This is a genomic window from Mesorhizobium sp. HAY1-8B (genome assembly GCF_056868045.1).
In genome coordinates this window covers 6,789,702-6,801,506 of sequence record NZ_CP200321.1, presented here as the reverse complement: position 1 = coordinate 6,801,506, position 11,805 = coordinate 6,789,702, and the positions used below count along the sequence as shown (strand labels likewise).

The window sequence follows — 11,805 nt, the reverse complement described above, 5'->3', positions numbered from 1 at the left end:
GGTCAAAATGCCTAGCATGACGCTCCGCTCATGCCAATTGGCCCGAGCAGAGCCCACTCTCGACAAATCCCCGCGCGCTTGTCAATTTCGAACGTGGCCGACGCTCTCACATTCGCTAATATGGCGAAGCCGATTTGACATTTGTGGCGCAAGGCATCGCGGTACAAGACTGGGGACTTTGCATGACCATGCCCGCCGACCGGCTGACGACGCTGGAAATCCGCGCCGCAGAGCAGGAGAAGACCATCGAGGAATTGTCGGGCCAGATCGCCGAGCAGTGGACGGTGATCGAGCGCATGCAGCGCAAGCTTGACGCCCTGACCGAGCGCTTCCTGGCGTTGGAGGAACAGGCGGCGCCCGACGTGCCCGTGACCAAGCCGCCGCACTGGTAGGGGAGGGGGCGGGAGCCATGGCCAGTGAAGGCGATCGCATCGCACGGGCCGGCGACTATGTGCTCGGCTTGATGAACGATGCCGAGCGTGAACGGGCAGAGCGCGATCTGGAGATCGATCCTGCCTTCCGCGACACGGTGTTGCGGCTTGCCGAACGCATGCATGTCTTCGACCGCGCCACACCGTCGGGCGGCCACGATCGGTGGCGGCTGATCTCGCAACGCATTGCCGAACTGCCGCAGATGCGCGGCCGTGACGAGGCAAAACCTTCGGCGGTGATCCGCAGGCTGGAGCGCAGGCCTTACGGCGTTGGTGTTCATTCGCTTGGCGGCCGGCGCGGCACCGTCATCGCCATCGTGCTGATCGCGGTCTTCGCGCTCGGCTATCTGATGGGCCAATTATAGGCCGAGTTCGCGCGCCATCAGCAGCATTGGGTGACCGTCCTGCTCGAGCGCCTCGACCACTACCCAGCCGAGCCCTGCGTAGAAATCACGCGCTTCCCAGGTATAGAGGTAGAGCCTCTCCACGCCGATCGACGCCGCATGCGCTTCGATGGCCGCGACCAGCGCGCGACCGATCCCCTTGTTGCGGTGGTCATGATCGACGACCAATCCGGCCAGCCATGGCGTCAGCTCATGCGCGGGTTCCAACTCGTGGCGAACCAGCAGGCATGTCCCGACCGCAATGCCGCCGATCCGAGCGACAAGCGCCGCCTCGAAGCCGTTCCCGGCCAGCAGCATGCCGAGCCCGGCGGTGTCCTCGTCCGGTGTCCTTGCGCTGCCCTCGAAAAATGCGGCAGCACGCAATCGTACCACCGCCTCGACGTCGTGCTCGGTCATGGGTTCTATGATCGGCGTCACTCTTGCCTCGGTGCGTCGTCCGTCAGGATCTTCCAAAAAACAAAACCGCCGGGACAAGCCCGGCGGTTCGCAAATTGGTGTTTGCCGATCAATATGGGCAGGCGTTGTCGGCCGTATAGTCGTGCACCTGGATCTTGCCGGCGATGATGTCGGCCTTGGCCTTTTCGACGGCGGCCTTCATCTCGTCGGTCACCAGCGCCTTGTTGTTGTCGTCCATGGCATAATCGACGCCGCCTTCCTTGAGGCCGAGGTTCTCGAGGCCGCCCTTGAAGGTGCCGTTCTTGCCGTCCATGAAGGCGGTGTAGACGGCAACGTCGACGCGCTTCATCATCGAAGTCAGCACCTTGCCGGGCTGCAGGCCGTTCTGGTTGGAATCGACGCCGATGCCGAGTTTGCCGGCATCAGCCGCCGCCTGCAGCACGCCGACGCCGGTGCCGCCGGCTGCGGCATAGACCACGTCGGAGCCCTGGTCGATCTGCGTCTTGGCGATTTCACCGCCCTTGGCCGGATCGTTCCAGGCAGCCGGCGTGTCGCCGGTCATGTTCTGGATGACTTCGGTCGCGCCGGCCGCCTTGGCACCGCCGACATAGCCGCATTCGAACTTGCGGATCAGCGGGATGTCCATGCCGCCGATGAAGGAGACCTTCTTGGACTTCGATGCCATCGCGGCCATGATGCCGACTAGGTAGGAGCCTTCGTTCTCCTTGAATACCAGCGAGCGGACATTGGGCAGGTCGACGGCATCGTCGATGATGGCGAAGTTGAGATCGGGGTATTCGGCCGCGACCTTCTTCAGCGCGTCCTCCCAGGCGAAGCCGGCCATGACGATCGGGTTGTGGCCGTCCTCGGCGAAGCGGCGCAGCGCCTGCTCGCGCTGCGAGGCGTTGGACACCTCGAACTCGACATAGGGCGTGCCGGTCTCGGTCTTGAACTTCTCGGCGCCATGGTAGGCTGCCTCGTTGAAGGATTTGTCGAACTTGCCGCCCAGATCATAGAGGATGGCCGGCTGGACATCGGCGGCGAAAGCCGGAAGAACCATTGCGGTTGCGGCCAGGAGGCCGAGAACGATACGTTTCATGTGATCCACACCCTGTCGGTTATTTTTCCGTTACGCCCCGCTTGCCCGCCCGGTTCTGCGGCAGGCACGCGACGTCAGCCAGGAGTGTATTTCCTCCCGCTCGGCGGCAATCTGGCACGGCCCGAAACAAAATTCACGCGGAATTTTGACCTTTTGGAAAAGCGTGCCGCGGGCAGGCCGTGCCGCAGTCCGATCCTTGCGCGATAGAGTGGTTCGTCGTTTCACGGATATGCCGAAGCGCTCTAACTTCTTGTTTCGACGCAATTCCCGTGGGGAAAGCGCCATGCGCTTTCCCCGGGAAAACCGCTTCGCACTTTTCCTGGAATTTCTCTGGCCGTCAGGAGGTGGCGGACGGCACGGCGCAGGCGATGCCGGTGCCCTTGAGGTTGCAGTAGCCGTGAGGGTTTTTCGCCAGGTATTGCTGATGGTCGGCTTCGGCGAAATAGAAGGCGGGCGCCGACGCGATCTCGGTGGTGATACCGCCGTGGCCGGCACTCCGCAGTGAGGCCTGGTAGGCCTCGCGCGAAGCGCGCGCCGCCTGGAATTGCGCATCGCCCGATGTATAGATCGCGGAGCGGTAGACGGTACCGACATCATTGCCCTGGCGCATGCCTTGGGTCGGGTCGTGGCTTTCCCAGAACAGCCGCAGAAGGTCGGCATAGGAGACGGTTTCCGGGTCGAAGACAACCAGCACCACTTCGGCATGGCCGGTCAGACCGGTGCAGGTTTCCTGATAGGTCGGGTTGGGCGTGATGCCGCCGGCATAGCCGACAGCCGTGACCCAGACACCTTCGGTCTGCCAGAACAGGCGCTCTGCGCCCCAGAAGCAGCCGAGCCCGAATATCGCCGTCTCAAGCCCATCGGGATAGGGGCCCTTGAGCGGCCGTTTCGAAACAAAGTGCCTGGGCGCGGTCGCGATCGACCTGGCGCGGCCGGGCAGCGCCTCGGACGGCTTCGGCAGATTGAGTTTCCGGTTCAGCATGTCGCTCAGAAAGAACATTCGTGGCCTTCCTTCCCTTGGCAGGATGCAAAGAAATCGATCAATTGTCGGCGAATTGGCCTGTGCGCCGCTGGCGCTTGTAGCCGATGGCGTAAAGCAGGAAGGCCAGCACCGCGAACACGGCAAAGCCCGGCTGGTTGAGCACCCAGGCGACGGCGCCATCCCACAGAAGCGGGCCGGCCTTGGCGCGGACAAGGGTTTCGAATGCCGCCCGCGTGTCCGGCGAGACGGCCAGCCAGCTGGCGTTGAGCGGGGTCAGCACAAGGGCCGAAGCCGCCACCGTGCGCGTCGTGTCGAGCACCGCCATGATGACGGAGACCGACAGCGCGACCATGGCGGCAAGACGAAAAATGAAGCGAAACATCAAGCTCTCCCCCGACCGATCCCAGACGCTTTCCCTGGGATCTCCGGCACATGTCCCGAAACGAGAAATAGAATGCGCGCGACGTGGCCGCAACCGCGATACGCGAATTTGAAGGCTTGGGCCTGCCGCCCCTACGCCATCGGCTTGCGTCCGCGCCGGTGAACGAACCAGACCGCGAGAATACCACCGCCGATCGCGCCGATAACCAGCCCGGCCAGGCCGATGAAGGCGGCGAAATAGCCGCAGCCGCCCTCGAAGCAGCTGACCTCGGCGACCTCGGCGATCACGGAACCGGCGAAGAAGCCGCCCAGGGCGCCGACAACGGCTCCGAGGATGATGCCGAGCAAGGCGGCGACAATCGAGACGAGGACCGGCGGTGCCTCGCTTTCCGGCTTGGCATAAACGGTCTCGGCGCCGGAGCCGCGGCGCACCAGGTAGATGCAAAGCAGGCCGATGCCGATCTCGATGGCGGTGATGCTCAGGCTCCTGGCGGAGAAGACGAAATCCGGCACGGTAAGCACATAGGCCTGCCTTGCCAGCAGCCAGACGATGGTGGCGACCTGCCAGATGGTGAAATGGCGTGGAAAACGCCCGGAGCGACCGAAGGCAAGGCCGAGCAGATAAAGCCCCCACAGGATGGTGATGACATTGGCGACGAGCCCGCCAAGGAGGAAATAGAAGATCTTGTCCGGCAGGCCGGAATTTCCGACTAGCCACCAGGCCGACGCCAGGCCATAGACCGACCAGGCCATGACGAAGATGAGCCAGCCCACGGGGACGTAGGACAGGTCGTTGCCCGGGCGCCCGGCCGGCATCCGTCCACTGCCCGGTTGCTCACCTGATGTCATGTCCGGACGATGCCCCCCGCAAAGCCTCTGCTTCACTCGACAGGCGCCCGGCGGCGAAGTCAAGCACGGCCGGCCCTGCTGGCTTGCCTGTGCACATCATTCGCGGCGCGGGCGCCTCGAAAAACGGGGGCGACAGCGGCCTTGCGAAACACCATGTGGCCGGCAAAGCGAATAGACCGCCGTTATGGCTTGGCATTCGGCGCGGGATCGACTAGATGAGCCCCGCGCCTGTTGCTTTGACGGCTCAGGTGCCGGGGAAGGATGTTCGCTGGTTGGGCGGCGTCCACGGCGCGGACATTCCGCACCGAAGCCCCGAGGGAGAGCATCTCCCCAACCCGCGCGGCGAAACCGGCCCGGCGCGAAGGCAAGGACGGAGAGGTGGCCGAGTGGTTGAAGGCGCACGCCTGGAAAGTGTGTTTACGGGAGACCGTAACGCGGGTTCGAATCCCGCTCTCTCCGCCAGCCCCGCCGATTCCACGCTATGGTGCGATGTTCTGCGCGATAGCTACGCAATCGCCGCCGATAGCCACACGGGCTATATATTTCCCTCACAACCTGAGTCCGCCGCCCGAATTCAGAAGCGAGACGGAATACCCACTGTGCCGCTCATACCGACGGCGCGACGAAGGCCTTCTCTGGAAACGCCTTCTCAACCACCTCCAGGAATGCGCGCACCTTAGCACCGATCAGGCGGCGTGAACTCTGCAGCGCCCAGATCTCCACGGGCGCGCCGGCATGCGTTCCCCAGTAGACGAGCCTGCCGGCCTCGATATCTTCGGCGACTAGGAGTTTTGGCAGCAAAGCCGCACCGGCGCCCGCCAGCACGGCATCGCGGACCATCAGGAGCGAAGAGAGGCGGAGAACAGGGTCCGGCCGTAGGACAATGTCAGCCTCCGTTCCGGAGTTCATTCGCCAGAGGGTTCCGGGCGGTGTCGCGGAGAGCAGCACGGCCCTCACAGCAGCTTCGTCGCCATCCGCCCCGGAAACGGGGCGCGGCATGTCGGGCGGCGCCACGATCAGGCGTTCATCGTTGAGGAAACGGCGGCCGACGAGGCGTTCGTCCGGCGACGGGTCGATCCGGATGATCAGATCGTAGCCATCTTCGACCGGATCGACCTTGCGGTCCTCGGCAACGATTTCAAGCTGGACCTCCGGATAGGCCAGAGCAAAACGCGCTCCGATCCGGGCAAGGGCCACATGCGCGAAGACGACCGGCGCACTGACCCGCAGCCTACCTTTCGGCGTCGATGCGCCAAGGACGACCGCCTCACCGGCCTCGGTGATTTCGCTCAGCAGCCCGCGCGTGCGCTCATGAAGCGCCCGTCCTTCATCCGTCAGTCGCAAGCTCTGGGATCCGCGCTCGATCAAACGCACGCCGAGACTCTCTTCGAGTTCGGCGACCCGCCGCGACAGCGTGGCTTTGGAGCGGCCGGAGGCGCGGGCAGCGCGGCCGAACCCGCCATGCGCAGCAACGAGGTCGAAGTCGGATAAAGCCTGAAGTTCCATCATTGTGTTCCGTATTTGAGACAGACGATCTCGATATTGGCATCTTCTCAGCGATAATGAAACGGCTACCTTGCTCCTCAAGAGATGCAACCCGCACTAGCATGAGGAGATTTCGACATGACCATTCTCGTTACAGGCAGCACAGGAACCATCGGGGCGCAGGTCCTGGCCCATCTTCAAGGTCGCAACGCCGACGTCCGCGCCCTGACGCGCTCGCCCGAGACGGCGCAGCTTCCCGCCGGCGTGACGGCGGTTCGCGGCGACCTTGCCGATCCGGATTCGGTGCGCGCGGCGCTTACGGGCGTCAGCACGCTGTTCCTACTCGCCCCGAATGTCGCCGATGAACTGACCCAGGCCATGCTGACCCTGTCAGTCGCCCGCGAGGCCGGCGTCAAAGGCATCGTCTATCTCTCGGTCTTCGGCGGCGACGCCTATGCCGACGTGCCGCATTTTGCGGGCAAGTACACGGTCGAGCGCATGATCAAGGCGCTCGACTTGCCCGCGACGGTTCTGCGTCCCGCCTACTTCATCCAGAACGATCTTCGTCAGAAGGACGGACTTCTGAAGGCCGGCGTCTATGGCGCGCCGATCGGCGAGAAAGGCGTCTCGATGGTCGATATCCGCGACATCGGCGAGGCCGCCGCCATCGAGCTGGTTCGTCGCGAGCAGGCCGTGATGCCGCTCGGCCACGAGACCTACGCCTTGGTTGGTCCGGACAGCCTGACCGGCGAAGGTATCGCCACCATCTGGAGCAAAGCCCTCGGCCGCGCGATCCGCTATGGCGGCGACGATCTCGTCGTCATGGAGCAGCGCACGAAGACCATGCTGCCCGCCTGGCACGCACTCGACCTGCGCCTGATGTTCGCCCGCTATCAGGCGGAAGGCGCGGTGGCGACCGCTGACGACATCGCGCGCCTGACCAAGCTCCTCGGTCGAGCCCCGCGCTCCTATGCCGCTTTTGCCAGGGATGCCGCGACCCAATGGGCGAAGGGCTGAGCCCGCACTTACCCCAGCAAAGGAGACCTGCCATGATGACGATCCACCCCCTCTCGCCTGAAGACGCCCCAGCCGTGGCCGCGATGCGACAGGCCGCCTCGGCCCATAAGGGTGAGAAACTCGGACCCGAGGCGCGGCCGATGTTCGACGCCATGTTTGCCGCAACACCCGCTGCGGCGGATGTCCGGGTCGAGGCCGCGACGGTCGGCGGCATTGCGGGCTTCTGGCTTCGGCCGACAAATGCACGACCGGGCGCGCGCATCCTTTATCTTCACGGTGGCGGCTATGTGCTCGGCTCGGCCCAGGCGCTGACCCGTTTCGCGGGCCAGATCGCCGCACGCGTCGGCGCCGATGCTTTCGTCCCGGACTACCGACTGGCGCCCGAGCACCCGTTCCCAGCAGCGATCGACGATGCGGTCGCCGCCTATCGTGGCCTCGTCGCGGAAGGGGCCAAGTGGATCGTGGTCGTGGGCGACTCGGCGGGCGGCGGCCTGACGCTGTCGCTGCTGTCGATCCTCGCAGCCGACAAGGCCGAGGGCATGGTGCAGCCGGTCGGCGCGGTGGCCATGTCGCCCTGGACCGACCTGGCGCTCACCGGGGATAGCTTCGAGACGCGGGCGGAGGCCGACCCGATCTTTACGCGCGGCGTACTCCAGGGCTTCGCAGACCTGTATCTTCAGGGCCAGGATGCCGCGAGCCCCAAGGCGTCGCCGCTCCATGCACCACTTGGCGACCTGCCGCCGATCCGCATCGATGTCGGAGACGACGAAGTGCTGCTCGCCGATTCCATCCGCTACACTGAGCGGGCGCAAGCGGCGGGCGTGGAGATCACGCTGTCGGTCTGGGAGGGCATGCCGCATGTCTTCCAATCCTCCCTCGGCCAATTTCTCGCGGCCAAACAGTCCGTGAACGCCATCGGTGATTTCCTCCGCTCGCGGCTCATCGATGCGTCCCCGTCCACCAGTACAGCTTCGGAGGTTTGACATGAAAATTCTGGTATTGGGCGCTACCGGCGCCACCGGCCGGCTGATCGTCGGCAAGGCCGTCGCAAAGGGATACGGGGTCGTCGCCCTCGTACGCTCCAAGGCAAAAGCCATGGACCTCATTGGTGCCGAGTTAATCGAAGGCGACGCCCGCGACCCTGCCGCGTTGACCCGCGCCATCGCCGGCTGTGATGCCGTCATCAGTTCGCTGGGCACGGCCATGAGCCCGTTCCGGGAGGTGACCCTGCTCTCGACGGCGACCCGCGCACTGGTCGGCGTTATGGAGCAGCAGAACATCCAACGACTCGTGTGCATCACTGGCCTCGGCGCCGGCGACAGCCGTGGCCATGGCGGATTCTTCTTCGACCGGCTGTTCCTGCCCCTGATGCTGCGGAAGGTCTATGAAGACAAGAATCGCCAGGAAGATGCCATCCGGGCCAGCACACTCGACTGGACCATCGTCCGGCCGACGGTGCTCAACGACAAGCCGGCGCGCGGTGGCATCAAGGCGTTGACCGACCTGTCAGGCGTCCATGGCGGGACCATCGCCCGATCCGATGTCGCTGAGTTCGTCGTGCAGCAACTCGCCACCGATACGTGGCTGCGCAAAGCGCCGCTGATCACATGGTAGGATCGATTGCGGCCTCTTTCAGCAACGAGCCGTCCGAGCCGCGCGATCAGAATTTCCTGAAATATCCGACCGATGGCAAATGCACAGGATACGATTATGCTGCAGCCGGCAGCTAGACGGCGAAGGCGGTGTGTACTGCGCCGATTGCGACATCACGCCCGTGCTGCCGGAGAGTGGTTCCGCCGATCTGGCCAGCGAAGACCGCGCCAATCGCCCGACCGGCGTCGAACCTATGCGATCGACCCAAGCGCGGCCGAAAAGCTGTGGCTCAGAAGCGAAGAGATCACCAATATCTCCATCCAAAGCCAGTCATGACGCAACCACGTTGCGCTGCCTCTCAACGCCGCCATTCACGAAAGGAAATAGAGAGGAAATTCGCGCCGCCGTGGGCGATGAACAGCGTCAGCACAGCGCGGGCCGCAGGACCGACTGTCCCAATCCGTGAGCTTCGCTGTGAATGATCGGTACCGCGAGCGCGCCCTTTGGGAATTCCAGGCATTGCCTTCGGCGGGAAATCTGCGCCAACTGCGGTGAAGCCGCCAGCAGCAAGCATCAATGCGCAGCCCAAAACGCAAAAAGCCCGCCGGTCGGAGCCAGCGGGCCTTCAATGCTTTGCTTTCGGCGATCAACCAACCGGCGGTGTGATTGAAGGGCCCGATGCAGCAGTGACGATCGAAAGGCGGTCCCGTTTCGTGAGCAAGGGCTTCGTAGACTTTCTTCGTTCCTAGAATTCCTTCGACGTCGGTGAAATTGCCTGCGCCGCTACCGCCGCCAAACGCTCACGTTTGGTCAGGATTGGCTTCTCGTAAGCTTTCTTCATGGGAATCCCCCGGTTACCCCTCAAGCCCGCAACGTGCCTTGCGCCAACCAAAATTGTCAACCCAGCGGATTTGAGGCTGCCCCAGGAAGCATGTCATTTCGGGCCAGATCATCCAGCAGCCGGATGACAGCCTTGGCGTCTTCCGACTTGCAGGAATAGTAATGCCAAGTGCCTTCGGCGCGGCATTCCACAATCCCGTGTTCCACAAGCACACTGAGATGTTTTGAAAGGGTGGTCTGGCTGCCGCCCACCCGGGAGACCAGGTCGGTCACAGTTCTTTCCTGATCCACCAAATGAATAACTATCAACAGGCGCTTGTCCTGCGCCAGGACAGCAACCCACCGCGCCGCGACGCCTGCCTGCTTGCGGAGCGTAAGGCGCTTGGCCGGCCGCCACCCCAGAGCGGGGTTTGCCCTGATTTCCGCAAGTCTTTGCCTGACGTATGAGGCCATTTTTATGTCCCTGTCCGCAGCGGAGCAAAATCGTTGCCCCGGCTTCGCGAGTCAACAGGCGTCAAAAAGGCCCACTGCCGGATAGGTAATGGCAGCGGGCCAGGGTCTAAGTGCTGGGATCAACCAGCACAGATCAACGAGCTGCCGCGGAGTTGGTTGCGACTACCACCGCAACCCAACAAGCCGAATCGGCTATTCCCCTTTCGGCGTGCAGGCCTATGTCTCCACAGTCCTATTCAGCCTGAGCGTCGTTCATGCCTGCTCCGCGCCGTCCAATAGAATACGCAGCAATTCATTGCGCTGATCGCGCTGGCGATATGGCTTGCGGCCAAAAATTGGCTACCTGAACAGATGATGGGAGGTGCTACCCCCGCAGTGCGCGCCAGGTCCAGTACGCAGTGACAAGCGACGCCACATACCCGTGACGCCCAGCGCGCCAAGGCCATATGAGCTTCCATCTGATCGCCCCAGCAGCACCCCATGCTGGATGAACCTGCGTTCCCACGCGCGCTGGTCTGCGACTTCCGGACTCGGCGGGCAACTCTTGGCCCGGAACCTCTTGGCCCTCCGCGCGTTTCACGGCGTCCCGTTCGTGGACCAGCCCGGATATCTCTCCTGGCGCTGCGACAATCAGGAGCCCGCTTCATGCACGACAAGCTGTTTCATTCACCGGTCGCACTGACCGTCGGCCTCGGCTTCAAGCGCGAGATTGCCTCGTTGGCCGAAATGCACGATTTCCTGACCAATTGGACGACCTCGCGCCGCGGTCCCCTCCATCGCAATGCCGTCGAGGCGTGCGGCCTCGCGTTGGAAGGCTGCATCACCAGGGATGAGGCGCGCCATGCGCTCGTCGAATTCGCGAAAGCCGCCGGCATCCTCTGGCCGGAGATCGAGCCGGTCATCGTGGCGCGCGCCGTCGCGCGCGGCTACGGCGGCTACGCCGCCTGAGTTTGAGGCCACCTTCGTCATGGTGGCCAATTCCGTATCGAGCACCATGAAAAAAGCCCGGCTTGGCCCTCCCGAGCCGGGCTTTCGCCTTTGCCGCGCGAAGATCGCAAAGATCACAGCTATTTACCGGTAATGTTGCGCGGCGCCTTTGAGGCATCAGCCTTTCGAATGTGCGTCCCGGCGCGTCGGCTTGGGCCTCCCCGGATCAGGCCCCGGCGCTGACTGCGCCGCAAGACGCAATTCTCTCAGCCTGGCTGTCTTTGCCTCGCGAGCCGCGCGCTCGGCGTCAATCACGATCTGCGCTTCACGCTTGGCGCGCTCGTCACGCTGGGTGTCGACTTTTGCACGGACCATGTGCTGCTACCTCCATCCCACGGGGCGTTGGTTCGGAACAATCGCCGCCTCCATCATCTCCCGGCTCCGCATGGTGCGGCGTTGCGGCAAGGGGCGCGATTACAAATGATGGTCGGTACGCTTTTTGCCATCGATGCCTGAAGCGAGGAGCTGTCAGTCACACCAACCGGACGAGACGACGAGCGACGCCTCGAAGATCTGGCGTCCGCCCTCGTCGCGTACCTTGACCGTGATGGCGGTGTGGTCGTTCTCGATGATCTCGTCACGGACGATGTCAGGCAGAATGCGGATTGCCTCGCGCCGCATTCGCTCGCGCGTTTCGAAGACCTGGCCGTCGTCATCCACCGTGAGGCCGTCGCCATTGTAAAGGTCAAGATAATATCGAGGCATGATGGGCTGGACCTCAGACTGATGAAATGGCGAGATATTCAACCGACAATTCGCAGACTAGACAGTTGTTCCATCAGCGGCGGCATTTGCTGTGGAACAAGCAGCTCTAACAAATGTTAATGCCTATCAGCGGCCAAAGGCTTAGTGCATCCCGAGCCGCCTTTGCTCCCGACAGAACACATG

General features: G+C 63.4%; 15 protein-coding genes and 1 tRNA gene. 7 read left to right on the top strand and 9 right to left on the bottom strand.

The genetic code is table 11. From position 1 onward, the window contains the following. Positions 1 to 182 precede the first annotated feature (182 nt). Both AC1VON_RS32700 and AC1VON_RS32695 read left to right on the top strand, forming a co-directional pair. The gene (locus tag AC1VON_RS32700) at positions 183 to 392 is read left to right on the top strand and encodes a SlyX family protein (protein WP_056577711.1); all 210 of its coding nucleotides are present in this window, start codon (positions 183 to 185) and stop codon (positions 390 to 392) included. Between the two features lie 17 nt (positions 393 to 409). Beyond that, positions 410 to 796 carry a hypothetical protein gene (locus AC1VON_RS32695; RefSeq protein WP_483126143.1) on the top strand — a complete coding sequence of 129 codons (387 nt, stop codon included), beginning with the start codon at positions 410 to 412 and terminating at the stop codon, positions 794 to 796. On the opposite strand, the gene AC1VON_RS32690 is transcribed toward AC1VON_RS32695, so the two are convergent. The 5 genes from AC1VON_RS32690 to AC1VON_RS32670 all read right to left on the bottom strand — a co-directional run bounded on the left by AC1VON_RS32690 (position 791) and on the right by AC1VON_RS32670 (position 4,509). After that, positions 791 to 1,252: a GNAT family N-acetyltransferase gene (locus tag AC1VON_RS32690; RefSeq protein ID WP_483126142.1), complete on the bottom strand. Its 462-nt coding sequence runs from the start codon at positions 1,250 to 1,252 to the stop codon at positions 791 to 793. The genes AC1VON_RS32695 and AC1VON_RS32690 overlap by 6 nt on opposite strands. 88 nt (positions 1,253 to 1,340) lie before the next feature. After that, positions 1,341 to 2,330, bottom strand: coding sequence for a BMP family lipoprotein (locus tag AC1VON_RS32685; protein WP_056577707.1), 990 nt, complete (start codon positions 2,328 to 2,330; stop codon positions 1,341 to 1,343). A 337-nt stretch (positions 2,331 to 2,667) separates the two neighbouring features. After that, the gene (msrA, locus tag AC1VON_RS32680) at positions 2,668 to 3,330 is read right to left on the bottom strand and encodes a peptide-methionine (S)-S-oxide reductase MsrA (protein WP_483126141.1); all 663 of its coding nucleotides are present in this window, start codon (positions 3,328 to 3,330) and stop codon (positions 2,668 to 2,670) included. 40 nt (positions 3,331 to 3,370) lie between these two features. Next, complete coding sequence (locus AC1VON_RS32675; protein ID WP_483126140.1) at positions 3,371 to 3,694, bottom strand: hypothetical protein; 324 nt, start codon at positions 3,692 to 3,694, stop codon at positions 3,371 to 3,373. 131 nt (positions 3,695 to 3,825) lie between these two features. Next, positions 3,826 to 4,509: a hypothetical protein gene (locus AC1VON_RS32670; protein ID WP_483126139.1), complete on the bottom strand. Its 684-nt coding sequence runs from the start codon at positions 4,507 to 4,509 to the stop codon at positions 3,826 to 3,828. A gap of 405 nt (positions 4,510 to 4,914) precedes the next feature. Between AC1VON_RS32670 and AC1VON_RS32665 the strand changes: the two genes are divergently transcribed. Then, a tRNA-Ser gene (locus tag AC1VON_RS32665) sits at positions 4,915 to 5,004 on the top strand. A 144-nt stretch (positions 5,005 to 5,148) separates the two neighbouring features. Here AC1VON_RS32665 and AC1VON_RS32660 read toward each other — a convergent pair. Then, the gene (locus tag AC1VON_RS32660; protein WP_483126138.1) at positions 5,149 to 6,048 is read right to left on the bottom strand and encodes a LysR family transcriptional regulator; all 900 of its coding nucleotides are present in this window, start codon (positions 6,046 to 6,048) and stop codon (positions 5,149 to 5,151) included. A 117-nt stretch (positions 6,049 to 6,165) separates the two neighbouring features. Between AC1VON_RS32660 and AC1VON_RS32655 the strand changes: the two genes are divergently transcribed. The 3 genes from AC1VON_RS32655 to AC1VON_RS32645 are packed head-to-tail and all read left to right on the top strand — an operon-like array spanning position 6,166 to position 8,658. Then, the gene (locus AC1VON_RS32655; protein WP_483126137.1) at positions 6,166 to 7,044 is read left to right on the top strand and encodes an NmrA/HSCARG family protein; all 879 of its coding nucleotides are present in this window, start codon (positions 6,166 to 6,168) and stop codon (positions 7,042 to 7,044) included. 32 nt (positions 7,045 to 7,076) lie between these two features. Beyond that, positions 7,077 to 8,027: an alpha/beta hydrolase gene (locus AC1VON_RS32650; RefSeq protein ID WP_483126136.1), complete on the top strand. Its 951-nt coding sequence runs from the start codon at positions 7,077 to 7,079 to the stop codon at positions 8,025 to 8,027. A gap of 1 nt (position 8,028) precedes the next feature. Then, the gene (locus tag AC1VON_RS32645) at positions 8,029 to 8,658 is read left to right on the top strand and encodes an NAD(P)-dependent oxidoreductase (protein WP_483126135.1); all 630 of its coding nucleotides are present in this window, start codon (positions 8,029 to 8,031) and stop codon (positions 8,656 to 8,658) included. Between the two features lie 876 nt (positions 8,659 to 9,534). On the opposite strand, the gene AC1VON_RS32640 is transcribed toward AC1VON_RS32645, so the two are convergent. Next, entirely contained in the window at positions 9,535 to 9,930 is a 396-nt protein-coding gene (locus tag AC1VON_RS32640) for an ArsR/SmtB family transcription factor (RefSeq protein WP_483126134.1), read from the bottom strand. A 645-nt stretch (positions 9,931 to 10,575) separates the two neighbouring features. Here AC1VON_RS32640 and AC1VON_RS32635 point away from each other — a divergent pair. After that, positions 10,576 to 10,878 carry a DUF982 domain-containing protein gene (locus tag AC1VON_RS32635; RefSeq protein ID WP_172348624.1) on the top strand — a complete coding sequence of 101 codons (303 nt, stop codon included), beginning with the start codon at positions 10,576 to 10,578 and terminating at the stop codon, positions 10,876 to 10,878. Between the two features lie 156 nt (positions 10,879 to 11,034). On the opposite strand, the gene AC1VON_RS32630 is transcribed toward AC1VON_RS32635, so the two are convergent. Next, positions 11,035 to 11,232 (bottom strand): hypothetical protein, encoded by a 198-nt coding sequence (locus AC1VON_RS32630; protein ID WP_172348625.1) that lies wholly within the window; start codon positions 11,230 to 11,232, stop codon positions 11,035 to 11,037. A 153-nt stretch (positions 11,233 to 11,385) separates the two neighbouring features. Beyond that, positions 11,386 to 11,622, bottom strand: coding sequence for a DUF6894 family protein (locus tag AC1VON_RS32625; protein WP_140771976.1), 237 nt, complete (start codon positions 11,620 to 11,622; stop codon positions 11,386 to 11,388). Positions 11,623 to 11,805 lie beyond the last annotated feature (183 nt).

Coding starts and splice junctions, on each gene's coding strand:
- AC1VON_RS32640 (WP_483126134.1), bottom strand. CDS start 9,930: ATGGCCTCATACGTCAGGCAAAGACTTGCGGAAATCAGGGCAAACCCC.
- msrA (WP_483126141.1), bottom strand. CDS start 3,330: ATGTTCTTTCTGAGCGACATGCTGAACCGGAAACTCAATCTGCCGAAG.
- AC1VON_RS32630 (WP_172348625.1), bottom strand. CDS start 11,232: ATGGTCCGTGCAAAAGTCGACACCCAGCGTGACGAGCGCGCCAAGCGT.
- AC1VON_RS32685 (WP_056577707.1), bottom strand. CDS start 2,330: ATGAAACGTATCGTTCTCGGCCTCCTGGCCGCAACCGCAATGGTTCTT.
- AC1VON_RS32675 (WP_483126140.1), bottom strand. CDS start 3,694: ATGTTTCGCTTCATTTTTCGTCTTGCCGCCATGGTCGCGCTGTCGGTC.
- AC1VON_RS32660 (WP_483126138.1), bottom strand. CDS start 6,048: ATGGAACTTCAGGCTTTATCCGACTTCGACCTCGTTGCTGCGCATGGC.
- AC1VON_RS32650 (WP_483126136.1), top strand. CDS start 7,077: ATGATGACGATCCACCCCCTCTCGCCTGAAGACGCCCCAGCCGTGGCC.
- AC1VON_RS32670 (WP_483126139.1), bottom strand. CDS start 4,509: ATGCCGGCCGGGCGCCCGGGCAACGACCTGTCCTACGTCCCCGTGGGC.
- AC1VON_RS32625 (WP_140771976.1), bottom strand. CDS start 11,622: ATGCCTCGATATTATCTTGACCTTTACAATGGCGACGGCCTCACGGTG.
- AC1VON_RS32645 (WP_483126135.1), top strand. CDS start 8,029: ATGAAAATTCTGGTATTGGGCGCTACCGGCGCCACCGGCCGGCTGATC.
- AC1VON_RS32635 (WP_172348624.1), top strand. CDS start 10,576: ATGCACGACAAGCTGTTTCATTCACCGGTCGCACTGACCGTCGGCCTC.
- AC1VON_RS32700 (WP_056577711.1), top strand. CDS start 183: ATGACCATGCCCGCCGACCGGCTGACGACGCTGGAAATCCGCGCCGCA.
- AC1VON_RS32655 (WP_483126137.1), top strand. CDS start 6,166: ATGACCATTCTCGTTACAGGCAGCACAGGAACCATCGGGGCGCAGGTC.
- AC1VON_RS32695 (WP_483126143.1), top strand. CDS start 410: ATGGCCAGTGAAGGCGATCGCATCGCACGGGCCGGCGACTATGTGCTC.